We start from the raw sequence: 23359 nt of genomic DNA on the forward strand, positions 1-23359 counted from the left end.
TTGGCCTTCCAACGCGACGCACAAAGACACCGGGCGGCCTCGCAAGGGGCCGCCCGTTTCTGTTGGCAAGCGAGGCTGGCTGCACCTACCGGACGGAGTTCGCCGCGATTCGTTCCAGAGCTTCGCTGAGCGTCGCGTGGTCGCAGGCATAGGATAGCCGAACGAACCCCTCGCCGCGGCGTGGATCGAAGTCCGTGCCGGGGGTGACCGCGACATGGCAGTTTTCGAGGATGGCCTTGGCGAAGGCGGTCGAACTCGCCTCACCCTCCGGGATGGCCGCATAGGCATAGAAGGCGCCGTCGATCGGCGCGATGTCACGGAAACCGAGCGATGGAAGGCGATCGATCAGAAGATCACGGTTGCGCACATAGCCATCGCGAACCCGATCCAGCTCGTCTCTCGCATCGAAGACGGCCGTTGCGGCGACCTGCGAAAGCTCGGGCGCTGAGATATAGAGGCTCTGGCCAATTCGCTCGGCCGCGCGCATCAGGTCCGGCGGCAGCACGAGCCAGCCGATCCGCCAACCGGTCATGCAGTAGTATTTCGAGAATGAGTTGACGACGATCGGTCGCTTCGAGAATTCGAGCGCCGTCGCCTCCGCCTTGCCATAGGCCAGGCCATGATAGATTTCATCCGAAATGAACCGGATGCCCTGAGCATCAGCATATTCGACCAGACGACGCAGTTCCTCGCGCGGCGTCATGGTGCCTGTCGGATTCGCCGGGCTTGCCACGAGGACGCCGGCAACCGGGCCGGCCTCATGCGCGCTGCGGAGATGCTCGGCAGTGAACACATAGTCGCTCGCATGATCGACTTCGATTTCCACCGGGACCAGACCGAGCGCGCGCAGGATGTTGCGATAGGCGGGATAGCCGGGAGCGGCGATGGCGATTCGATCGCCGGCGTCGAAGGCGGCGAGAAAAGCGAGATTGAAACCGGCCGACGAGCCGGTCGTGACCATGATTCGGTCCGCGTCGAGCGATTGGTCGTATGCCTCAGCATAATGCCGCGCGATCCGCTCGCGCAAATCGCGCCGACCGAGAGCGTCCGTATAGGCGATGCGGCCATGATCGAGCATACGCCGCGCTGCGGCGCGCGCGATCTCCGGTGCCGGCGCCGCCGGTTGCCCGACGGCCAGCGAGAGGACCGAATCTCCTTGTGCGATCATCCGGTTGGCCTCGGCCAGCACGTCCATCGCGCGAAACGGATCGATTTCCGATCGCCGGGATGCCGTCATTGTGAGCAGATCGGACACTGTTTCATTCCTGTTTCGCCTCGAATTCGCCGGATTGGAATGCCGGAACAGCGGGAGTTCGGCCCCTTTGATCCGGGGAGGATATCCGCTTGAATGGCCGGGTTTGGAAGAGGACCTAGCATGAATTTGTCGCCCCGCCGTCTGTCGGCCCGTTTGACCGCGCTCGCCGTCGCCCTTGCCGTCGCGCTGGCCCCGGTCGCGGCCGAGGCCGCGCGAAGCGAAAAAGCCAGCCTTCCCGTGGTCCGGGACGCCGAAATCGAAGCGCTGATCGGCGAGTACGCGCGGCCGATCCTCAAGGCGGCCGGATTATCCCGCTCGGGCATCGAGATCGTCCTGGTCAATTCCGGCAGCTTCAACGCCTTCGTTGCCGGTCGCCGGATTTTCGTCAACACCGGGGCGATCATAGCGACCGAGACCCCCAACCAACTGATCGGCATTCTCGCGCACGAGATCGGGCATCTGGCGGGCGGCCACCAGCAGCGGCTGCGCCAGCAATTGGAACGCGCCAAGACGATCGCCATCGTGGCCGGACTGCTCGGCGCCGGCGTCGCGGTGGCCGGTGCGTCATTAGGCGCGCGCGGGGCGGCTCAAGCCGGTGCGGGTCTTATGGCCGGCGGCGGCGATCTCGCGCGACGGGGGCTGCTCAGCTATCAGCGCGGCGAGGAATCGACCGCCGACCGGGCTGCGCTGACCTATCTGCGAAAGACCGGCCAGTCGGGAAAAGGGCTTCTGGAGACCTTCGAGACCCTCGATCGCAACAATCTTTTCGCCAGCGGACGTTCGGGCAACTATCTGTCGTCGCATCCTTTGCCGCGCGAGCGCATCGCGGCCTTGAAGCAGGTCGCGCAGGAAAGTCCCGATTTCAATCGCCAGGATTCGCCGGGCCTGGCTCAGCGGCATGATCTGGCACGAGCCAAGATCGTCGCCTACAATGGGGGAGCGTCGGAGGTTCGGCGGCTGTTCGCCCGCAATCCGCGCGGTCTGGCCGCACTGTATGGCCACGCCATCGCGACGCATCTGTCCGGTTCCCCTGCGACCGCCCTGCAAAAGATCGAGGCGCTGATTGCGGCCCAGCCGAACAGCCCGTGGTTTCACGAGATGCGCGGCGAGATTTTGATGGATGCCGGTCGCTGGCAGGAAGCGGCAGCCGCGTTCTCCAAGGCCGTCAAGCTCGACAAGAGCGGCTCGGGTATCCTCAAGGCTGAGGTCGGACAGGCGCTCGTCACTGGCGGGGATCGCTCACAAATGGACAAGGCTGTGGATTTGATCCAATCCGGCCTGCAAAGCGACCCGGTCAACTCCGTCGCTTATCGATTTCTCGCCATGGCCTATGGCCGCCTCGGCGATGTCGGTCGCGCGGAGCTTGCCACCGCAGAGGGCTACTGGCACGGTGGGTCTTTCCGTCAGGCGAAGATTTTCGCGACGCGGGCCCAGCAGAAATTGAAGCCAGGCTCCCCAGCATGGCTGAAGGCCCAGGACATCATCCAGACCAAGATCCGCTGACGATCCAGAAGGAACCGCCTCCTCGTGACCAAAATCAAGCTCCTCGCCGCCGCCGCACTGGCGATCGCTTTCGCCGCGCCCGCCAGCGCCCAGCAAACGATGACCGCAAAGCCGGCACAGACATCCTTCGACGAGACCGAGAGCCGGGCCATCGAAGAGATCGTTCATGACTACCTGGTGACGAACCCCGAGGTTCTTCTGGAGGTGATGGACGCGCTGGAGACCAAGCGATCAGCGCAGCAGCTGGCCTCCCAGAAGAAGGCGATTACCGACACTGGGCCGGCACTGTTCGAAACGCCCGAAGGCACGGCTCTGGGCAATCCCGACGGCGATGTCACCGTGGTCGAATTTTTCGACTACAATTGCAGTTTCTGCAAAAGGGCGATGGCGGATATGGACGCGCTGGTCGAGAATGACCCCAATGTGCGTTTCATCCTCAAGGAAATTCCGGTGCTCGGCCCGCAGTCGCTCGAAGCGGCGACCGTCAGTCTGGCATTCCGTGAACTTGCTCCCGAAAAATATGCCGCGTTCCATCGTGACCTACTTGCCGGACGGGGAGTCGCCGACGAGGCCAAAGCGCTGACGGTGGCGGAGGGTTTTGGTATCAGCGAGGAACAACTGCGGCCGGTGATGGAGTCCCCGGCCGTCAAGGCGGCCCTGCAGGAGGCGGATCAACTTGCCCAAGGGCTGGCGATCAATGGCACGCCCTCCTACGTCATCGCGGACAAGGTGCTGCCTGGTGCCGTTGGCTTGGCCGATTTGGCCGCCACCGTCGCCAATGTTCGAAAATGCGGCAGCGCGAACTGCTGAATCCTTTGGATGACGAGGAAACGCGATAGGTGGCGCTTTCCCCGCGCCAGCTATCGCACTATAGGGATTTGCAAGCCGTGCGGGCGCCGTACGTGATTGTTGAACCCACCGAGGATCGATGACCCCGACGATCTACATCCTCAACGGACCCAATTTGAATACCCTTGGCCTCAGAGAGCCTGAGATCTATGGGTCCGCGACACTTGCGGACGTTCAGACCCGGTGCGAGGCAGCGGGTACGGAAGCCGGATTCGAAATCGTGTTTCGGCAATCGAACCATGAAGGCGAATTGGTCGAGTGGATACAGGAGGCGCGAGACGCCGCCGCGGCGATCATCATCAATGCCGGCGCCTACACACATACCTCCCTGGCCATTCACGACGCGCTCCGTTTTTTTGGCAAACCAGTGGTCGAGGTCCATATCTCGAACATCCATGCGCGCGAGGAAATCCGGCACGAGAGCCTGATCGCCCCGATCGCGGATGGGATGATCGTGGGGTTTGGGCCGGTTGGTTACGAACTCGCCATCACCGCACTCAAAGCACGTCTTCGATAAAAGCGAGCCCGAAGGGGCCGAAGGACCGGAATGTCGAACGCAGAAAACAATGTGGACTCCGCCCTCGTTCGCGAGCTGGCGACAATCCTGAACGACACTGACCTCACCGAGATCGAGGTCGAGCACGGTACGCTCCGTGTCCGGGTGTCGCGCCAAAAGGACTACGTGGTCGGTCATCCCCAGGCTTTGACCTACGCTCCATCTCCCGAGCACGGTCAGCCGGCGCCTGTGGCGTCGCAATCCGGAGTATCCCCTGTCAACGCACCTGCCTCTACCGGTCCGGAGCCCGGCACTGTCCCCTCGCCCATGGTCGGAACAGTTTATCTCTCATCCGCCCCTGGGGGCCGGCATTTCATTGAAATCGGCCAGCAGGTCGCGGAAGGCGAAACGCTGCTGATCATCGAAGCAATGAAGACGATGAACCAGATCCCGGCACCGCGGGCCGGCAAGGTCGTCAAGATCCTGGTCGAGAATGCCCAGCCAGTGGAATACGGCGAGCCGCTCGTCGTGGTCGCTTGAGGGGCACGGGATGGTCAAGAAGGTTCTGATTGCCAATCGCGGCGAGATCGCACTGCGAGTTCTGCGCGCCTGCAAGGAACTCGGCATCTCGACGGTCGCGGTGCATTCGACCGCCGACAACACGGCGATGCATGTGCGGCTTGCCGATGAAAGCGTGTGCATCGGGCCACCGCCGGCGCGCGACAGTTATCTCAATATTCCCCAGATCGTCGCCGCCTGTGAAATATCGGGCGCCGACGCGGTTCATCCCGGCTATGGTTTTCTGTCCGAAAATGCCCGCTTCGCCGACATTCTCGAGGCGCATAACGTCACCTTTATCGGCCCAACCGCCGACCATATCCGGATCATGGGCGACAAGATCGAGGCCAAGCGCACGGCCAAGCGCCTCGGCATCCCAGTCGTTCCCGGCTCGCCGGGTGCGGTGACCGACGACGACGAAGCTTTGAAAATCGCCAACGACATCGGCTTCCCCGTACTGGTCAAGGCATCCGCCGGCGGCGGCGGACGTGGCATGAAGGTCGCGCACTCGGCTGGCGACCTTTCCAACGCGCTGGCGACCGCCCGCGCCGAAGCGGGATCGGCCTTCGGCGACGACGCGGTCTATCTCGAGAAATATCTGCAAAAGCCGCGCCATATCGAGGTGCAGGTTTTCGGCGACGGAGCCGGCAATGCCATCCATCTTGGCGAGCGCGACTGCTCGCTACAGCGGCGCCATCAAAAGGTCTGGGAAGAGGCGAACTCGCCCGCACTCGACGATGCGCAGCGCGCAAGGATCGGCAGTGTCTGCGCGAACGCCATGTCCGAGCTTCGTTATCGGGGCGCGGGGACGATCGAATTTCTCTATGAAAACGGCGAGTTCTATTTCATCGAAATGAACACCCGTCTGCAGGTCGAGCACCCCGTGACCGAGGCCATCACCGGTCTCGACCTCGTACATGAACAGATTCGTGTGGCGAGCGGTCAAGGACTGTCCATTAAACAATCCGAGATTCAGTTCTCCGGCCATGCCATCGAATGCCGGATCAATGCCGAGGATCCGAAGACCTTCGCTCCCTCACCCGGTGAGATCACGCATTATCATATGCCTGGCGGCCTGGGCGTGCGGGTCGATTCCGGCGTCTATCAGGGCTACAAGATTCCGCCTTTCTACGACAGCCTGATCGGCAAGCTGATCGTGCATGGCCGCAACCGCGCCGAATGCATGATGCGGCTACGCCGAGCGTTGGACGAGATCGTCGTCGATGGGGTCAAGACGACGCTGCCGCTGTTCCGTGACCTGGTCGACAACCCCGACATCGGCACCGGCGACTACGACATCCATTGGCTGGAAAACTATCTCGCCGCGAAGGCGATGGATTGACACCATGGTCCGGCGCGGCGGACAGCGGTTCGAGATCACGCCGAGCATTCTTTTGAAAGCCTATGCCTGCGGGATCTTTCCGATGGCGGAAACCGCCGACGATCCCGGCATTTTCTGGATCGACCCGACCGAGCGCGGGATATTGCCGCTCGACGAGTTTCATCTGTCGCGGAGCCTGCGCAAGACGATCCGGCGCGCTCCGTTCGAGATCCGGGTGGACACCGCCTTCCCGGCCGTGGTCGATGGCTGCGCCGAGGCCGCCCCCGGCCGGTCGCAGACCTGGATCAACTCTCAGATTCGATCGCTGACCCTGTCGCTGTTTCGCGAAGGCTTCGCGCATTCCGTCGAGGTCTGGGAGGGGGAGGAGTTGGTCGGGGGACTCTATGGCGTTTCGCTCGGCGCGGCGTTCTTTGGTGAGAGCATGTTCTCACGCCGGACCGACGCCTCGAAGATCGCGCTCGCCTATCTGTGGGAGCGCCTCAGCCGCGGCGGCTACCGCCTGCTCGACACGCAGTTCCTGACCGATCATCTCGCCTCGTTCGGCGCAATCGAGGTGCATCGCGATGCCTATCAGGTGCTTCTGGCGGAAGCGGTCTCCGAGGATGCGACCTTTTACCCCTCGGGAGCGGGAACGGCCGAATCGCTCTTACAGCTCTTCAACCAGACATCGTAGACTGGGTGTTCAACGGCGTTGAGACCGGGGGAATCGGCGAACATCCAGCCGGAAAAAATTTGCCGGATATCGCGCTGCAACGTTATCTCGTCGACCTGCACAAACGCGTCGGTCTTGGCGATCTGTCCCTCGGCGCTGCTGTAGCAGACTTTCGGCGTGACCTGCAGCGCACCGAACTGGACCGTCTCGTCGATATAGACGTCGAAACTGGTGATCCGACCGGTGATTTTGTCGAGACCGGAAAACACCGCGACCGGGTTCGAGACGCGTTCCTGCGCCGCCGCCGGCGAGATCCCCAAACCAAGGGTCGCGGCGACCAAGATCGAACTCAGAATACGGTTATTCATCAAATCTTCCTCGACGTGTCGAAAGCCGCTATCCCGACATGACCACACCACTCTGTGCCAGACGATTACGGCAGAGAATTGAGCGTTTGAAACCGGCGCCATTTTGCCGACGCAGGGCAGACCGGGAAATAGGAACGGTGCCGGTCCATCGGCAGTCTGGATGGACAACGCGCCTCTCTGTCGATTACGGCGTCCAGGCGTCGTAGTCTCCGGTGACACGCGGACGCTCCGCCGGATTGAGCAGCGAGCCTTTGGGCCGGTACGCCAAGGGGGTGCCGGTATGGTTCGGCTGGTGCGGCTTCTGCCAGCTACGAGGGACGTAGTCCTCTGACGACGGTGGCGTATCGACACGGTGGTGCATCCAGCCATGCCAGCCGGGAGGAATGGCCGACGCGTCCGCTGGACCGTTGTAGATCACCCAGCGCTTGGAGCCGTCCGCGTTCTGGTAATAGACATTGCCCAGATGATCCTCGCCGAGGCTCCGGCCGAACCGCCAGGTGAAAAACCGGGTGCCGATCGTCTGACCGTTCCACCAGGTGAAGATCTGAAGCAGCCATTCCTTCATGGGGATCTCAATCCGTCTCGATGCTGGCCGCCGCGATGCGCGCCGCCGCGATGCGGGCTCGTTATGCTGCCGCCGGGGAAAAATGTCCACCCGGCCGCGAGCGGTCAGGTCAGGCGCTTTTCATAGACCGCGGCGGGGATTCCCGATGTGTCGTCGCAGCAATTGGCGGTCGATCCCGTACATGCGAATCCCGCGCTCCGGTAGAATCGGATCGCCGGTTCGTTGGCCTCCTCGACCTCAAGCCGCAGCCGCTCGGCCTGCGGGAAGCATTCCTCGATCTCGGCCAGCAGGCTCCGACCGATGCCGGCCCGCTGGCAGCCAGGCCGAACGTAGAGTTGGTGCAGGACGATTGTCCTGCCGTTTCCTTCGGTCGCGGCGGCAAAGGCCATGCCGCCAAGCCGCCCGCCGTCGTCAGCGACCAGGAACTCGGAATTCAGCCGGCCGAGCCGTGGCTTCAGCGCATCCACCGAATGCCACGACGCGGTGAGTTCCGACACCCGCGCCGCGCCGTAGATGCCGTCATAGGTCGCGTGCCAGGTCTCGCGAAGCAGATCGCTGATCGCCTGAAGATCGCGCGGTCCGGCCGTGCGGATGAAGAACGGCGTCATTCGAGCCCGAGCTTGGCCTTGACCAGCGCGTTCACCGCTTGGGGGTTGGCCTTGCCGCCAGTTGCCTTCATCACCTGGCCGACGAACCAGCCGGCCATCGTCGGCTTGGCCATGGCCTGGCTGACCTTGTCGGGATTGGCGGCAATCACCTCGTCCACCGCCTTTTCGATCGCGCCGGTGTCGGTCACCTGCTTCATGCCGCGCTCGTCGACGAGTTGCTTGGGATCACCACCCTCGTTCCAGACGATCTCGAAGAGGTCCTTGGCGATCTTGCCTGAGATCGTGCCTTCGCGGATCAGGTCGAGGATCGCGCCGAGCTGCTCGGCCGAGATGGGCGATTCGTCGATCCCCTTGCCGGCCTTGTTCAGCGCCCCGAGCAGGTCGTTGATCGTCCAGTTGGCGGCCTGCTTGGCGTCGCGGCCGTCGGCCACCTTCTCGAAGTAGTCGGCGATCGCCTTTTCGGAAACGAGGATGGAGGCGTCGTAGGGCGACAGCCCGGCATCCTTGATCAGCCGGTTCTTCTTGTCGTCGGGGAGCTCCGGCAGTTCCTTCAGCAGCGCGTCGATATAGGCCTGGTCGAATTCCAGCGGCAACAGGTCCGGATCGGGGAAATAGCGGTAGTCATGCGCGTCTTCCTTGGTGCGCATCGCCCGCGTCTCGCCCTTGACCGGATCGAACAGCCGCGTCTCCTGGTCGATCGTGCCGCCGTCCTCGATGATCGCGATCTGACGCCGGGCCTCCGCTTCGATCGACTGGCCGACGAAGCGGATCGAGTTGACGTTCTTGATCTCGCAGCGGGTACCGAAGGCGCCGCCGGGACGGCGCACCGAGACATTGACGTCGGCGCGCATCGAGCCTTCGTCCATATTGCCGTCGCAGGTGCCGAGATAGCGCAGGATAGTGCGCAGCTTGGTCAGATAGGCCTTCGCCTCGTCGGCCGAGCGCATGTCGGGCTTGGAAACGATCTCCATCAGCGCGACGCCCGATCGGTTGAGGTCGACGAATGACATGGTCGGATGCTGGTCGTGCATCGACTTGCCGGCGTCCTGTTCCAGGTGCAGCCGTTCGACACCCACCTCGATCTCCTCGAACTCGCCCTTGGAGTTCGGTCCGACCGAGACGCTGACGACCCCCTCCCCGACGATCGGATCCTTGAACTGCGAAATCTGGTAGCCCTGCGGCAGATCCGGATAGAAATAATTCTTCCGGTCGAACACCGAGCGATGCTTGATCTCGGCCTTGAGGCCAAGCCCGGTGCGGACTGCCTGGCGCACGCACTCCTCATTAATCACCGGCAGCATACCGGGCATCGCCGCGTCGACGAGGCTGACGTGGTTATTCGCCTCGCCGCCATATTCGGCGGAAGCGCCGGAAAACAGCTTGGCTTCCGACGAGACCTGGGCGTGAACCTCCATGCCGATGACGATCTCCCAGTCGCCGGTAGCACCGGAGATGAAGTTCTTCGGATCGGGTGTGCGGGTGTCGATGAGGGTCATGGTCGGCTTTCAGAGGAAGAAGCGGTCTGGGCACTGACGGGTGAATTGCGAGCTCTCGTTGATGTTACCACCACTTGGCCGGCTCGAACCGTCCGGCCGCCTGCTCGATGACATGACCGAGCGCGAACAACGTTTCCTCGTCGAACGGCCGACCGATCAATTGGAGTCCCAGCGGCAGTCCGTCGCCAGTCAGTCCGGCCGGCACCGCAATTCCCGGCAGACCCGCCATGTTCACGGTGACCGTGAAGATGTCGTTGAGATACATTTTCACCGGATCTGAGGCCATTTCCTGGTCGGCGATGCCGAAGGCCGCCGAGGGCGTCGCCGGCGTCAGCAGCGCGTCGATGCCGTCGGCATAGACGGTCTCGAAATCGCGTTTGATCAACGTCCGGACTTTTTGCGCCCGCAGGTAATAGGCATCGTAATAGCCGGATGAGAGCACATAGGTGCCGATCATGACTCGGCGTTTGACCTCGCGGCCGAATCCCTCGGCGCGGGTCTTCTCGTACATATCCGCGATGTCCTTGCCCGGCACGCGCAGGCCGTAGCGCACGCCGTCATAGCGCGCCAGATTGGACGACGCCTCGGCCGGCGCGACGATGTAATAGGCTGGAAGCGCGTATTTCGTATGCGGCAGCGAGACGTCGACGATCTCGGCGCCAGCGTCCTTCAGCCAGGCGACACCCTGCTGCCAAAGGGTTTCGATCTCGCCCGGCATGCCGTCCACCCGGTATTCCTTCGGGATGCCGATCCTGAGCCCCTTCACGGAGCGGCCGATCGCTGCCTCATAGTCCGGCACGTCACGGTCGACCGATGTCGTGTCCTTCGCATCGACGGAGGCCATCGATTTCAACAGGATCGCCGCGTCGCGGACATCACGGGCAATCGGCCCGGCCTGGTCGAGCGAGGAGGCAAAGGCGACGGTGCCCCAGCGCGAGCAGCGCCCGTAGGTGGGCTTGATGCCGACCGTGCCGGTGAAGGCGGCCGGCTGGCGGATGGAGCCGCCGGTGTCGGTCGCCGTCGCACCGGCGCAAAGATGCGCCGCCACCGCCGCGGCCGATCCGCCGGACGAGCCGCCGGGCACGAGGTCGAGGTTGGAACCCTTCTTCCGCCAAGGGTTCTTGACCGGGCCGTAATAGGACGTCTCGTTCGACGAGCCCATGGCGAACTCGTCCATGTTGAGCTTGCCGAGCATTACCGCGCCGTCAGCCCACAAATTGGCCGTGACGGTGGATTCGTAGCGCGGCTTGAAGCCGTCGAGAATGTGGCTGCAGGCCTGGGTGTGGATACCTTCGGTCGCGAACAGATCCTTGATGCCGAGCGGAATGCCTTCGAGCGCCCCGCCCTCGCCCTTGGCCAAGCGCGCGTCGGACGCCTTCGCCATGTCGCGCGCCTTATCGGCCGTCACCGCGACATAGGCATTGAGCGCGCCATTGGCCTGGTCGATGGCGGCCAGATAGGCGTCCGTCAGTTCGACGGCGCCGATGTCCTTCGACGCCAGCTTGCCGCGTGCTTCCGCTATGGTCAGTGAAGTCAGATCATTCATCAGGTCAGGGTCTTCTCATAAAAGCAATTGTAGGCGGAATCCGGATAATCGAGGACTGGACCGCAAGGCGTGAAACCCGAGCGCTCGTACAGCGCCCAGGCCGGTTCGAAGCCCGTGGTCGACCCGGTTTCGAGAACCAGCCGGCCAAGACCGAGGTCGCGAGCCTTGGCTTCGATCGCCCGCAGAATTTTCCAGCCCGCACCAGTGCCACGCACGGCTGGTGTCGTGAACATTCGCTTGATCTCGCCAAGCGTCGCATCATGCACTTTCAACGCCCCGATCCCGACCGCTTCGCCGGTGTCGTCGCGCATTACAAACACGGTGGTATCCGCATCCGCCATCTGTTCGGCGGTCAGCTGGAATTGAAACTCCGGGGGCGAGAGTGGTTGCAGATAGCCATTGAGGCTGGCAACCAGCGTCCGCACTTCATCCTGGAGCGGCGTTTCCACCGCGATCGTAACGGCCATCGCCGGCTATTCCACCACCTTCGGCACGACGAAGAAATGGTCGTCGCTCACCGGGGCATTGGCCATGATGTCGTCGACCTTCGCCCCGTCGGTGACGACATCGGCGCGCTTCTTCATTGCCATCGGGATCACCGAAGTCATCGGCTCGACGCCTTCGACGTCGACCTCACCGAGGTGCTCCACGAAGCCGAGGATGGCGTTGAGTTCGCCCTCCATGGCTGCGACGTCGTCGTCGGTAACGGCGATTCGGGCCAGCCGGGCGACCCGGCGGACGGTATTGGTATCGACGGACATTGCGGCCCTATGGTTGTGACAAGATTTTCGCGAGCTATAGCGGCGTAGCCGGCACGAGGCAACGGCGCGTCCCGTCCATCATCCTCACGCTGGTCGAAGGAGGGTCTGACGGCAGAACCCCTCAGACCCCGAAGGCTTCTCCGATCGCCGGATTGCGGACCTTGCTGGCCTCCCCTTCCATCGCTTCGATGAACTTGTCCGGCGTCGCGTCGAGCATGGGGAAGGTGCCCCAGTGGATTGGCATGATCGTATCGAAGTTGAAGTAGCGTCGGCAGGCCAAGGCCGCCACAGCCGCCCCCATGGTGAAGCGGTCGCCGATAGGCACCATCGCGATCTTCGGCGCGTGCAGCTCCTCGATCAGCGCCATGTCGGCGAAAATGTCGGTGTCGCCCATATGATAGACCGTCGGCCCGTCGTCGAAATGGAAGACGAGGCCGTTTGGCATGCCGAGATAGGTCACCGTCCCGTCCTCCTCGACATGGCCGGACGAATGGAACGCTTGTGTGAAAGTCACGGTAAAATCGCCGAAGGCGATCGTGCCGCCGGTGTTTCCCCCTTCGCCGTTCTCGGCGCCCTGCTTGCCCAGCCAGTTCACCAGCTCGTAATTGCCCACGATCTTGCAGCCGTGTCGCTTCGCCAGTTCCACCGTATCGCCGACATGATCGGCGTGGCCGTGGCTGAGCACGATATGCGTCACGCCTTCGGCCGCCGCTGCCAGATCGCCCTTGAAATGCGGATTTCCCGTGAGAAACGGGTCGATCAGGATAACCGAAGCGGCCGTCTCGATTCGAAATGCGGAATGGCCGAAATAGGTGATCTTCATGAAGCTGCTCCTTGCCGTGGAAGGAAAACCCGGCGGTTTGCCATAGTCTGCGCTCGCCGTGCTAACTGCGCGTAAAGGCGGAACGGTCAAGGATTTGGAATGCCCATCCTCGCAATCGATGAGTTCGCCGCAAATGTGCCGGAAGGTGCAACGATCGCTGGTATCGACCTCGGAACCAAGACCATCGGGCTCGCCGTCTCGGATCTCGGACAAGGCTTCGCGACGCCGCGCAAGGTAATCCGGCGGGTCAAGTTCACGATCGACGCCAAGGCCCTGTTGGCCGCTCTGGACAGCGAACGCGTCGCTGGCATCGTGGTCGGCCTGCCCCTCAATATGAACGGCTCCGAGGGGCCTCGCGTCCAGTCGACCCGGGCTTTCGTGCGCAATTACGCGCAGTTCGACCCGCGTCCGGTGCTTCTTTGGGACGAGCGGCTGTCGACGGTGGCAGCGGAACGCGGCTTGCTGGAAGCGGACGTCTCGCGCCGCAAACGCGCCGAGCGGATCGATTCGGCTGCTGCTGCCTTCATCCTTCAGGGCGCGCTGGACAGGCTTTCGTCGCTGCGGCCATAGGCGACGTAGGCAGGCGCCGCAAATGCATTCGGCTCGGATGCTCGGCGGTTCTCCCACCACGCGGCGATCTTGCGACGCTTGCGAAATGCGACGATGGCCCCGAGAATCAGACTGTCGACGACAAGGGCCTCGGCGATCATGCCGGGAATGGCAGTCGGCTCGATCCCCAGCATGGTCCCATACATGTTGAAGACTTGATCATGCAGCGCGCGGGAGAAGAACACCCCGCCCAGATCGTTGAGCGACAGGAAATACCAGCCCCAGAAGAACGCCAGCGGGCCGAGCCAAAGGGCGAGAAGCTTACGCATCAGTGGCCATCGCTTTCTTCGAATTTCGACGACCGCTGATTTTCGATCAACGCCCTGCGCTCGGCTGCCCGAATGGACTGGAGTATCGTCTCGAACGTCGCGTCGTCGGCGCCGTCCTCGTCGACTTCCATCAGATGGTCGAACAGCAGCGCTCCAAATGTGAACGCTACTGAGACGAGGAAGCCCGGCCCCTCCCCGAAGACCTCGGCGACCGGCGAACCCATCAGTGCCGTCGATGCGTAAAGGGCGACAAGCGCTACAAGCACGGCACCGGCGATGGGCTCGGCCCTGCGCGCGGCGGCCACCGACGATACGTTCAGGCCGGCAATCCCCACGCCGAAACCGATCGCCAATGCGGCGAACATCGCAGCGAAGGCGAGCGCCTGATGCGGAAGCAGGCCGAGATCAAGGGGATTGGGCATCAGGGCCAGCAGGCCGCCCCACCCGTCACCCGACAGACCTCCGAGCATCCCTGCCTCTTGAGCGAGGCGCAGGCCTGTGAGAGCGGTGAACCCCGTCCAGGCACTCAGTGCCAGGGTCGTCGCCAAACGGCGCATGGGTGCCTCCCTACGTCATGGTTACCAGTTCATTAACGCCCAGTCTCGCGATCCGCTCCCTTCGCCGCAACCGATACCGAACGTTAACCTTAATGGCTCCGGGCCACTCCCCCGATTTCTCTCCGGTTCTGGAATAACTTCCAACTCCCCATAGGGTTGCCGCAAAAACCCGAGGTATACCGTCGTCAGCGGATGGGTGGATAAAGATTATCGACGATGGCGCGGGAGTCGTGACGCAGATCGAGCATCCCGTAGGTGTGGCGGAACACGCCGCCGAGCCGCGTATCGACGAAGGCATCAGCGGCGCGCGCGGCGTTCAGACGACGCAACGCGGCAGCCGCGCCGGCGAGCGCCAGTTGCTCGGCAAACAGCCGGCATGCGCCTTCGTCGGACAGGGCCATCGACAGCGCGGCCCGCAGGACGCCTGGCGTGCCGCCCGCCGTGACGCCCAGATCCGTTTCGATCAGCCCGATTACCGTCTCGAAGGCATCCGGGTCCTGCCGCAGCACACGCGCCAGATCGAGCGCCATGACGTTGCCCGAGCCTTCCCAGATGGCGTTCACTGGCGCCTCGCGGTAGGCTCTGGCAAGCCGTCCGTCCTCGACGTAGCCATTGCCGCCAAGACACTCCATCGCTTCGTAGGTGAGCGCGGGCGCCAGCTTGCAGACCCAATATTTCGTCACCGGCGTCATGACCCGCGCCCAGGCCGCCTCGGCGGCGCCGTCGCCATCCTGCGAGCGACGGTCGAAGGACTCGGCCAGGCGCAACGACAGCGCCGTCGCACCGGCGACGTCCAGGGCCATGTCAGCGAGCACCCTGATCATCTGAGGCTGATCGACCAGGACATTGCCGAACACCTGACGCTCGCGGCAATGATGTACCGCCTCGGCGAGCGCGCCTCGCATCAGGCCGGCGGAGGCAAGCGCACAATCGAGCCGGGTCAGCGTGACCATGTCGACGATCGTGCGGACGCCCCTCCCCGAATCGCCGATCCGGACCGCCTCGGCATCGATGAATTCGACCTCCGCCGAAGCGTTGGAGCGGTTGCCGAGCTTGTCCTTGAGCCGCTGGATGAAAAGGCCGTTGAGCGTACCGTCGTCGCGCCGCCGCGGCATCAGGAAACAGGTCGGGCCATCGCCGGTCTGTGCGAGAACAAGGAAAGCATCCGACATCGGCGCGGACATGAACCATTTGTGGCCGGTGATGCGATAGCGGCCGTTTCCGGCTTCGATCGCCCGCGAGGTGTTGGCGCGAACGTCCGTTCCGCCCTGCTTCTCGGTCATGCCCATGCCGAGCGTGACGCCAGCCTTCGTCAGCGGCGGCTTCACGCCCGGATCGTACTGCCGGGTCGCGATGACCGGCAACCAGGCATCGCGCACCTCCGGCGCCGCAGCCAGCGGTGCGACCGCCGCACTGGTCATCGTTATCGGGCACAAATGGCCGCATTCGACACCGGCCGTCATGTAGAAGCGTGCCGCCCGGGCGCGATGGCGAACGCCCTCCTCCTCGGCCGGACCGCTCCACAGCGACGCATGCAAACCGTCCGCGATCGAGCGGCGCATCAGCGCGTGATAGGCCGGATGATAGTCGACGAGTTCCAGCCGACGGCCCTTCTCGTCGAAACGACGCAACTTTGGCGGTTCGGTATTGGCAAGGCGCGCAAGATCGTGCGCCTCGGCGGAACCGCAAAACCGCCCATGCTGCTCCAGCGCCAGGAGCGTCGCGTCGCCGAACTCCGCCGCGAGATGCCGCAGCAGCGGGTCGCTTCGAAAAGCATTGAAGCCGGCGTAATCGGATGACTGGTTGACCACCTCATGGGTCTGAAATGTCGGTTCGGCCATATCAGCCTCCTCGTTCGGTTCGCTCGCCAAGACGATCCTTGCCGCAAAACCCGCGATTGCCTATAGGCGTGGGTTTTATGAGCGCGACTTCTTTCTTTCCCGTATTTTCCCAGCGACACCTGCTCGGCATTGCCAGCCTGCAGCCGCACGAGATCGAGCAGTTGATCGATCTCGCCGAAGCGGAGGTCGCCATCGGCCGCCGTCGAGACAAGAAGAAGTCGACCCTCAAGGGGCGGACCCAAATCAATCTCTTCTTCGAGGCCTCGACCCGAACCCAGGCATCCTTCGAACTTGCCGGCAAGCGTCTCGGCGCCGACGTCATGAACATGTCGGTCGCGAACTCGTCCGTCAAAAAAGGCGAGACGCTGATCGACACGGCGATGACGCTGAACGCCATGCGACCGGATATTCTCGTCGTGCGGCACCACTCGGCGGGCGCCGTCGCACTGCTCGCCCAGAAGGTGGCCTGTTCCGTGGTCAATGCCGGCGACGGAGCCCATGAGCACCCGACGCAGGCGCTGCTAGACGCCCTGACTATCCGGCGGCGAAAGGGGCGGATCGCGGGGCTCATCGTGACGATCTGCGGCGACGTCTTGCACAGCCGCGTCGCCCGCTCGAACATTCTCCTGCTGAACGCCCTTGGCGCCCAGGTCCGGGTCGTCGCGCCCTCGACCCTTTTGCCGCGCGGCATCGAGCAGATGGGCGTCGAGGTTCACCGCCGGATGGCGGACGGCCTGAAAGATGCCGACGTGGTGATGATGCTGCGGCTCCAGCGCGAGCGCATGGCCGGCTCCTTCGTGCCGTCGGTGCGTGAGTATTTCCGCTATTTCGGCCTCGACTCAGACAAGCTGAAGATCGCCAAGCCGGATGCACTGGTCATGCATCCAGGGCCGATGAATCGGGGGGTCGAGATCGCCTCGGAGATCGCCGACGGACCGCAAAGCGTCATCGAGGAACAGGTCGAGATGGGCGTCGCCGTGCGGATGGCCGTCATGGAAGCCTTGATCGGCGGTCCGGAGGATACGGTATGAGCGACCCGCTTCGCCCCCTCGTCATCGAACAGGTTCGAATCATTGATCCGGCACGGTCGCTTGACGCGGTCGGCTCCGTCGTCGTCGCGAACGGCGTGATCATCTCCTGTGGCGCCGATGCGCTGAACCAGGGACGGCCGGATGGCGCGGAGGTAATCGACGGGCGTGGGCTGGCGCTTTTGCCGGGCCTCGTCGACGCGCGAGTATTCATCGGCGAACCCGGCGGCGAACACCGCGAGACGATCGCGTCGGCCTCCGCGGCGGCCGCGGCCGGCGGCGTGACGTCTATCCTCACCATGCCCGACACCAATCCGGTGGTTGACGACGTCGCCATCGCCGAATTTGTCATGCGGACCGCGCGCGACACAGCCTCGATCAATGTGTTTCCGGCGGCAGCACTCACCCGAGGCCTGCGAGGCGAGGAGATGACCGAGATCGGCCTCCTGTCGGACGCGGGCGTCCGCGCCTTCACCGACGGCCGCAACACCATCGCGAACCCGGCGCTGCTGCGCCGGATCATGACTTATGCGCGCGATTTCGACGCGCTCGTCATGCATGAGACCCAGGACGCGGCGCTCAGCGGCGACGGCGTCATGAACGAAGGCCTTCTCGCCTCATGGCTGGGTCTGCCGGGCGTGCCGGCCGAAGCCGAGATCATTCCGCTAGAGCGCGATCTGCGGCTCGCCGCCCTCACAACCTGCCGTTATCACGCGGCCAAGATTTCGCTCGGCGAATCGGCCGAGGTCATACGGCGTGCCAAGCTGCGCGGCATCAGGGCGAGCGCCGGCGTCTCGATCAACCATCTGTCGCTGAACGAGAACGATATCGGCGAATACCGGACCTATTTTCGCCTGTCGCCGCCATTGCGCGGCGAGGACGACCGCTCCGCGATGGTCGCCGCGCTGGCCGACGGAACGATCGACATTATCGTCTCCTCCCACGATCCGCAGGACGCCGACGGCAAACGTCGCCCCTTCGCCGAGGCCGAAAGCGGCGCCATCGGTCTGGAAACGCTCCTGCCCGCGGCCTTGCGGTTGCACCACGCCTGCCATGTCGCGCTGCTTCGGATCGTCGAAGCAATGACGTCGGCTCCAGCAGCCTTGCTCGGTCTCGACCGGGGCACGCTCGTTCCCGGCCGGCCGGCGGATATGGCGCTCGTCGACCTCGATGCGCCCTTCATCTTCAGCGAGGAAGCAATCCATTCGCGCTCGAAGAACACTGCATTCGAAAACGCCCGCTTCCAGGGCCGGGTCTTGCGAACCTTCGTTGCGGGCCGCACAGTCTTTTCGGCGACCGAAACGAGCGGAGGTTGAGTCTTTTGGTGAGCGAAGGGGGGACGGGCCTGATCATCGCGGCGGCGCTTGCCGGTGGTTATCTCTGCGGTACGATTCCGTTCGGCCTGATCTTTGCGAGGCTTTTCGGCCTCGGCGACATCCGCAAGATCGGGTCGGGCAATATCGGCGCGACCAACGCGCTGCGCACCGGCAACAAGCCGATGGCGGCACTGACGCTCGCGGGCGATATCCTCAAGGGAACCGTCCCCGTTGTCGTCGCCGCGGCAATCTGGGGAGACGTGCCGGCCACGTTTGCTGGCCTTGGTGCCTTCCTCGGCCACCTTTTTCCGGTCTGGCTGAGCTTCAAGGGCGGCAAGGGCGTCGCCACCTATCTCGGCATCTTGCTGGGCATCGCTCCAGTTGGAGTGCTGATCTTTGCGGCCGTCTGGCTGTCGGTCGCTTATTTCTCTCGCTATTCGTCCCTCGCCGCCCTCGCCGCGACGCTGGTGGTGCCGCCCGCCTATTTCGCGCTCGGCTTCGAGACGGCCGCGACGCTTACCGCAGTGCTGACGCTGCTGGTCTATATCAAGCACCACGCCAATATCCGCCGTCTGCTCTCCGGTGAGGAAGGCAAGATCGGAGCGAAGGGGTGACTCTTACGGACGCTCAGAAGCCCGGCGTCCACCTCCCCCTGACCACGCGGCTCGCGTGGCTGCGCCTGATCCGCAGCGAGAATGTCGGCCCCGCCACGTTTCGCGCGCTCATCAATCGCTACGGCGGCGCCGAGGCGGCGCTGGAGGCACTGCCGGACCTGGCGGCTCGCGGCGGTCGCAAGATCCGCGTGGCCAGCTTGGCGGCGATCGAAGACGAGATGGCAAATGCCGAGCGGCTCAGCGCGCGCTTCGTCTGCCTCGGTGAGCCGGATTATCCGGTCCTGCTGCGCCGCATGGAACAGGCACCGCCGGTTCTGGCCGTCATGGGCGGCACGGACGTCCTGATGCGCCCGGCGGTCGCCATCGTCGGTGCCCGCAACGCCTCGCTCTCCGGCATCAAGTTGACCCGACGGTTTGCCGTCGAACTCGGTCGCGCCGGCTACTCCATTGTTTCCGGGCTTGCCCGCGGGATCGACGCCGCTGCGCATGAGGCATCGCTTGCGACCGGCACAGTGGGGGTTTTCGCCGGTGGCCTGGACCGACCCTATCCGAACGAAAACCGGCCACTGATGCGACAAATCGTCGATGCCGACGGTTGCCTCATCTCCGAAATGCCATTCGGCTGGGAGCCGCGTGCCAGGGACTTTCCGCGTCGCAACCGTCTGGTTGCCGGGATGGCGCTCGGGCTTTTGGTGGTGGAAGCAGCCACGCGGTCGGGCTCCCTGATCAGTGCCCGCTTGTCCGCCGAAATGGGCCGGCTCGTCTTCGCCGTTCCCGGATCGCCGCTCGATCCGCGCGCGGTCGGCACCAACGGCCTTCTCAAGGAGGGTGCGATTCTGGCGACGGATGCCGAAGATGTCATCGCAGCACTGCGTCCCCTCGACGCACGGATGACGCCGAACGACGGCGATGTCGCGTTGGAAGAGCCCGCGGGGAATGGCCCCGCCGATGAACCCGCCGAAGGCGAACGCGAGCGCATCGTCGAAACGCTGGGGACGACCCCCATCGATATCGACGACATCATTGCGCACACCGGATCGTCGCCCGGCGCCGTACAGTTGGTCCTGCTTGAACTCGATCTTGCTGGGCGTCTTGAACGGCACGCCAACGGCCGGGTGTCACTGCTTCTTTGATGTCTCGGCGGAGGAACCGATCTGTTGCTCTGTCTCGAGTCGCGCCATGTCCATCAAATATCCGAGGATCGACCCCTCCCTGGCCCCGGACACAACCTTTAATTGCTCGAGCATATCACGGACATATTGGAGATTTTCCCGTCGATCGGTTGGATTGGCTGACATGGACGGCAAAACTCCAGAAACTCAAGGATATCGGCAGTTCAGATGTGGCGGAGCCCGGATCACCTGACGATAGGCATTTATAGAAAAATTCCCTCTATAGTTGCAAGCCCATCTTACGTAGTCCTCGTCGGGGTTGACCGCCCGCGCCGGACTGTCCATGTGACGGGACGGTCGACAGTCGGAATCTCGCCATCTTCGGCTGTGCATTCGGCTGCCGGTATGACCTTTCTCCTGCCAGGACATAATATCTATGGATGTCGTCATCGTTGAATCGCCTGCCAAAGCGAAGACGATCAACAAATATCTCGGCGGAAACTACAAGGTTATCGCCTCCTACGGTCATGTCCGCGATCTGCCGCCAAAAGACGGGTCCGTGCGGCCGGACGAGGATTTCGAGATGATCTGGGAGGTCGCCAAACCGTCCCAGAAGCGGCTGACGGAGATCGCCCAAGCGGTTCGGGCCGCCGACGGCCTCGTCCTCGCCACCGATCCCGATCGCGAAGGCGAAGCGATTTCCTGGCATGTTCTGGAAGTGCTGCGCCAGAAAAAGGCGATCGGCAAGAAGCCGGTCAGCCGCGTCGTCTTCAATGCCATCACCAAGAAGGCCGTCCTCGACGCCATGGCCAATCCGCGGGAGATCGACGAACCGCTAGTCAATGCCTATCTCGCCCGCCGGGCACTCGACTATCTGGTCGGGTTTACCCTGTCGCCAGTACTCTGGCGCAAGCTGCCGGGCGCCCGCTCCGCCGGCCGGGTCCAGTCGGTGGCGCTGCGGCTCATCTGCGACCGGGAAGCCGAGATCGAGCGCTTCAAGACGGACGAATACTGGCAGATCGCCGCCCAGCTCGCCACGCCGCGCGGCGATGACTTCAAGGCGCGCCTGACGGTTTTCGACGGGGAGAAGCTGCAGAAGCTGTCGATCGGCAACGAGGAGCGCGCATCGGTGGTTCGTTCGATGCTCGAAGGCGCGACCTACCGCGTTGACAGCGTCGAAGCCAAGCCGACGAAGCGCAATCCCGGCCCGCCCTTCACCACCTCGACATTGCAGCAGGCCGCCTCCGCCAAGCTCGGCTTTTCGGCCTCGCGAACCATGCAGGTCGCGCAGAAGCTCTACGAAGGTGTCGATGTCGGCGGCGAGACCGTCGGCCTGATCACCTATATGCGGACCGACGGCGTGCAGATGGCGCCGGAGGCCGTTGCGGACGCGCGCCAATCCATCGGCGCCAGCTTCGGCGAGCGCTACGTCCCCGAGAAGCCGCGCTATTACGCGACCAAGGCCAAGAACGCTCAGGAGGCGCACGAGGCCATTCGTCCGACCGAGTTCGGCCGTGCGCCGAAGGATGTCGAGCGCTATCTCGATCGCGACCAGGCGCGTCTCTACGACCTCATCTGGAAGCGCTGCATCGCCAGCCAGATGGCCTCGGCCGAAATCGAACGCACGACCGTCGACATCTTCGCGAGCGGTGGCGGCAAGACCGCGACGCTGCGTGCGACCGGTCAGGTGATCAAGTTCGACGGCTTCATCGGCGCCTATGTCGACCATCGCGACGATAGTCGCGCCCCGGATGCTGGCGATGACGACGAGGATTCGGCGCGTCTGCCGGAGATTCTGGCGAACGACGACCTCGCCAAACGCGCCATCGACGCCTCGCAGCACTTCACCGAGCCGCCGCCGCGTTACTCGGAGGCCTCCCTGATCAAGCGGATGGAAGAGCTCGGCATCGGCCGTCCTTCGACCTACGCCTCGACGCTGCAGACGCTGCAGGACCGCGACTACGTCGTGCATGAAAAGCGCAAGCTTCTGCCCGAGGCCAAGGGCCGGTTGGTCACGGCCTTCCTGCACAATTTCTTCGAGCGCTATGTCGAGTACGATTTCACCGCCGAACTCGAAGAGAAGCTCGATCTCATCTCCGCCGGCAAATTGGCCTGGAAGGACGTTCTGCGCGAGTTCTGGCAGAACTTCTCGACCCATGTCGACGGCACCAAGGAGTTGCGGGTCACCGATGTCCTCGACGCGCTGAACGAGGAACTCGGACCGCTCGTGTTCCCGCCCAAGGAGGATGGCACCGAGCCGCGCGCCTGCCCCCGCTGCGGCGAGGGCAAGCTATCGCTCAAGCTCGGCAAGTTCGGCGCCTTCGTCGGCTGCTCGAACTACCCCGAATGCGGCTTCACCCGGCAGCTCGGCACCAGCCTTTCGGGGAACGGCAATGGCGATGAAGCAGAGGGTCCCAAGGATCTGGGCGTCGATCCGGAAACCAGCGACCCGGTGACGCTGCGCAGCGGCCGCTTTGGGCCCTATGTCCAGCGTGGCGAAGGCAAGGAGGCCAAGCGCTCGTCCCTGCCCAAGGGTTGGCAGCCGGCAGAGATCGATCTGGAAAAGGCTTTGCGGCTCTTGTCGCTGCCGCGCGAGGTGGGACTTCATCCCGAGAGCGGCAAGCCGATTCTCGCTGGCCTCGGCCGCTATGGTCCGTTTCTGCAGCATGACGGCATGTACGCGAACCTCGAGACCATCGAGGACGTGTTCGAGGTCGGGCTCAACCGGGCCGTTACCGTCATCGCCGAAAAGAAGGAGAACGGTGGTCGCGGTCGCGGCAAACCGGCGGCTCTGGCGACACTCGGCGAACACCCGCAGCTCGGCGGCCAGATCACCGTGCGCGACGGCCGTTTCGGCCCCTATGTCAACACCGGCAAGATCAACGCCACGCTGCCGAAGGGCAAGGACCCGTCGAGCGTGACGCTGGAAGAGGCGATCCAGCTGCTCAACGAACGGGCGGAAAAGACCGGCAAGAAGGGACCCGCGAAAAAGGCTGCAGCCAAGAGCAAGCCTAAGGCGGCCGCCAAGCCCAAGGCGAAGGCAGCTGCCGCCAAAACTGCCGCAGACGGCAAGACGCCGGCGAAGAAGGCGGCGGCGAAGGCACCCGCCAAGAGCAAAGCGGCGAAGAAGCCACCCGCCGAATCCTCCGCGACCGGCGACGAGTCGCTGCCTTGGGACGCGGACTGATCCG

General features: G+C 63.7%; 24 protein-coding genes. 12 read left to right on the forward strand and 12 right to left on the reverse strand.

The window, feature by feature from the left end; genetic code table 11:
• Nucleotides 1–85: 85 nt before the first annotated feature.
• Nucleotides 86–1237 carry a pyridoxal phosphate-dependent aminotransferase gene (locus VSX60_RS00885; protein ID WP_327622278.1) on the reverse strand — a complete coding sequence of 384 codons (1152 nt, stop codon included), beginning with the start codon at nt 1235–1237 and terminating at the stop codon, nt 86–88.
• Nucleotides 1238–1375: 138 nt separating this feature from the next.
• Here VSX60_RS00885 and VSX60_RS00890 point away from each other — a divergent pair, with 138 nt between their 5' ends.
• From VSX60_RS00890 to aat, 6 genes are all read left to right on the forward strand, one after another.
• Entirely contained in the window at nt 1376–2758 is a 1383-nt protein-coding gene (locus tag VSX60_RS00890; protein WP_327622221.1) for a M48 family metalloprotease, read from the forward strand.
• A gap of 24 nt (nt 2759–2782) precedes the next feature.
• Entirely contained in the window at nt 2783–3568 is a 786-nt protein-coding gene (locus tag VSX60_RS00895) for a DsbA family protein (protein ID WP_327622222.1), read from the forward strand.
• A 118-nt stretch (nt 3569–3686) separates the two neighbouring features.
• Nucleotides 3687–4124, forward strand: coding sequence for a type II 3-dehydroquinate dehydratase (aroQ, locus tag VSX60_RS00900; RefSeq protein ID WP_327622224.1), 438 nt, complete (start codon nt 3687–3689; stop codon nt 4122–4124).
• Between the two features lie 30 nt (nt 4125–4154).
• Nucleotides 4155–4643, forward strand: coding sequence for an acetyl-CoA carboxylase biotin carboxyl carrier protein (accB, locus tag VSX60_RS00905; RefSeq protein WP_327622225.1), 489 nt, complete (start codon nt 4155–4157; stop codon nt 4641–4643).
• Nucleotides 4644–4653: 10 nt separating this feature from the next.
• A complete protein-coding gene (gene accC, locus VSX60_RS00910) occupies nt 4654–6003 on the forward strand; it encodes an acetyl-CoA carboxylase biotin carboxylase subunit (RefSeq protein WP_327622226.1) in 1350 nt (449 codons plus the stop codon).
• A 4-nt stretch (nt 6004–6007) separates the two neighbouring features.
• Entirely contained in the window at nt 6008–6676 is a 669-nt protein-coding gene (gene aat / locus VSX60_RS00915; protein ID WP_327622227.1) for a leucyl/phenylalanyl-tRNA--protein transferase, read from the forward strand.
• Here aat and VSX60_RS00920 read toward each other — a convergent pair.
• The 8 genes from VSX60_RS00920 to VSX60_RS00955 form a co-directional block, all read right to left on the reverse strand.
• Complete coding sequence (locus VSX60_RS00920; RefSeq protein WP_442873028.1) at nt 6616–7023, reverse strand: DUF2155 domain-containing protein; 408 nt, start codon at nt 7021–7023, stop codon at nt 6616–6618. The genes aat and VSX60_RS00920 overlap by 61 nt on opposite strands.
• 184 nt (nt 7024–7207) lie before the next feature.
• Nucleotides 7208–7588, reverse strand: a complete 381-nt coding sequence (locus VSX60_RS00925) for an NADH:ubiquinone oxidoreductase subunit NDUFA12 (protein WP_327622230.1) — start codon at nt 7586–7588, stop codon at nt 7208–7210.
• A 104-nt stretch (nt 7589–7692) separates the two neighbouring features.
• Nucleotides 7693–8196, reverse strand: a complete 504-nt coding sequence (locus tag VSX60_RS00930) for a GNAT family N-acetyltransferase (RefSeq protein WP_327622231.1) — start codon at nt 8194–8196, stop codon at nt 7693–7695.
• The gene (gatB, locus tag VSX60_RS00935) at nt 8193–9692 is read right to left on the reverse strand and encodes an Asp-tRNA(Asn)/Glu-tRNA(Gln) amidotransferase subunit GatB (protein ID WP_327622232.1); all 1500 of its coding nucleotides are present in this window, start codon (nt 9690–9692) and stop codon (nt 8193–8195) included. Before gatB ends, VSX60_RS00930 begins: the two co-directional genes overlap by 4 nt.
• A gap of 64 nt (nt 9693–9756) precedes the next feature.
• Nucleotides 9757–11238, reverse strand: a complete 1482-nt coding sequence (gene gatA / locus VSX60_RS00940; RefSeq protein WP_327622233.1) for an Asp-tRNA(Asn)/Glu-tRNA(Gln) amidotransferase subunit GatA — start codon at nt 11236–11238, stop codon at nt 9757–9759.
• Nucleotides 11238–11705 (reverse strand): GNAT family N-acetyltransferase, encoded by a 468-nt coding sequence (locus VSX60_RS00945; protein WP_327622234.1) that lies wholly within the window; start codon nt 11703–11705, stop codon nt 11238–11240. Before VSX60_RS00945 ends, gatA begins: the two co-directional genes overlap by 1 nt.
• A gap of 6 nt (nt 11706–11711) precedes the next feature.
• The gene (gene gatC / locus VSX60_RS00950) at nt 11712–11999 is read right to left on the reverse strand and encodes an Asp-tRNA(Asn)/Glu-tRNA(Gln) amidotransferase subunit GatC (protein ID WP_327622235.1); all 288 of its coding nucleotides are present in this window, start codon (nt 11997–11999) and stop codon (nt 11712–11714) included.
• Nucleotides 12000–12120: 121 nt separating this feature from the next.
• Nucleotides 12121–12822: a metal-dependent hydrolase gene (locus VSX60_RS00955; RefSeq protein ID WP_327622236.1), complete on the reverse strand. Its 702-nt coding sequence runs from the start codon at nt 12820–12822 to the stop codon at nt 12121–12123.
• Nucleotides 12823–12921: 99 nt separating this feature from the next.
• Here VSX60_RS00955 and ruvX point away from each other — a divergent pair, with 99 nt between their 5' ends.
• Entirely contained in the window at nt 12922–13392 is a 471-nt protein-coding gene (gene ruvX / locus VSX60_RS00960; RefSeq protein WP_327622237.1) for a Holliday junction resolvase RuvX, read from the forward strand.
• Here the strand turns inward: ruvX and VSX60_RS00965 are convergent.
• The 3 genes from VSX60_RS00965 to VSX60_RS00975 all read right to left on the reverse strand — a co-directional run bounded on the left by VSX60_RS00965 (nt 13353) and on the right by VSX60_RS00975 (nt 16098).
• Complete coding sequence (locus VSX60_RS00965; protein ID WP_327622238.1) at nt 13353–13700, reverse strand: DUF6105 family protein; 348 nt, start codon at nt 13698–13700, stop codon at nt 13353–13355. The genes ruvX and VSX60_RS00965 overlap by 40 nt on opposite strands.
• Nucleotides 13700–14257: a hypothetical protein gene (locus VSX60_RS00970; RefSeq protein ID WP_327622239.1), complete on the reverse strand. Its 558-nt coding sequence runs from the start codon at nt 14255–14257 to the stop codon at nt 13700–13702. Before VSX60_RS00970 ends, VSX60_RS00965 begins: the two co-directional genes overlap by 1 nt.
• A 185-nt stretch (nt 14258–14442) precedes the next feature.
• Nucleotides 14443–16098, reverse strand: coding sequence for an acyl-CoA dehydrogenase family protein (locus VSX60_RS00975; protein WP_327622240.1), 1656 nt, complete (start codon nt 16096–16098; stop codon nt 14443–14445).
• A 77-nt stretch (nt 16099–16175) separates the two neighbouring features.
• Here VSX60_RS00975 and VSX60_RS00980 point away from each other — a divergent pair, with 77 nt between their 5' ends.
• The 5 genes from VSX60_RS00980 (at nt 16176) to topA (ending at nt 23355) form a co-directional block, all read left to right on the forward strand.
• Entirely contained in the window at nt 16176–17129 is a 954-nt protein-coding gene (locus VSX60_RS00980) for an aspartate carbamoyltransferase catalytic subunit (RefSeq protein WP_327622241.1), read from the forward strand.
• A complete protein-coding gene (locus VSX60_RS00985) occupies nt 17126–18442 on the forward strand; it encodes a dihydroorotase (RefSeq protein ID WP_327622242.1) in 1317 nt (438 codons plus the stop codon). The genes VSX60_RS00980 and VSX60_RS00985 overlap by 4 nt, the downstream gene beginning before the upstream one ends.
• Before the next feature lie 5 nt (nt 18443–18447).
• A complete protein-coding gene (gene plsY / locus VSX60_RS00990; RefSeq protein ID WP_327622279.1) occupies nt 18448–19056 on the forward strand; it encodes a glycerol-3-phosphate 1-O-acyltransferase PlsY in 609 nt (202 codons plus the stop codon).
• Nucleotides 19053–20189 (forward strand): DNA-processing protein DprA, encoded by a 1137-nt coding sequence (gene dprA / locus VSX60_RS00995; protein WP_327622243.1) that lies wholly within the window; start codon nt 19053–19055, stop codon nt 20187–20189. Before plsY ends, dprA begins: the two co-directional genes overlap by 4 nt.
• Nucleotides 20190–20604: 415 nt before the next feature.
• Complete coding sequence (topA, locus tag VSX60_RS01000) at nt 20605–23355, forward strand: type I DNA topoisomerase (RefSeq protein WP_327622244.1); 2751 nt, start codon at nt 20605–20607, stop codon at nt 23353–23355.
• The last annotated feature ends 4 nt before the right edge of the window (nt 23356–23359 follow it).

The sequence above is a fragment of the Aurantimonas sp. A3-2-R12 genome, from assembly GCF_036016755.1.
In the GTDB taxonomy this organism is placed as follows: domain Bacteria; phylum Pseudomonadota; class Alphaproteobacteria; order Rhizobiales; family Rhizobiaceae; genus Aurantimonas; species Aurantimonas coralicida_A.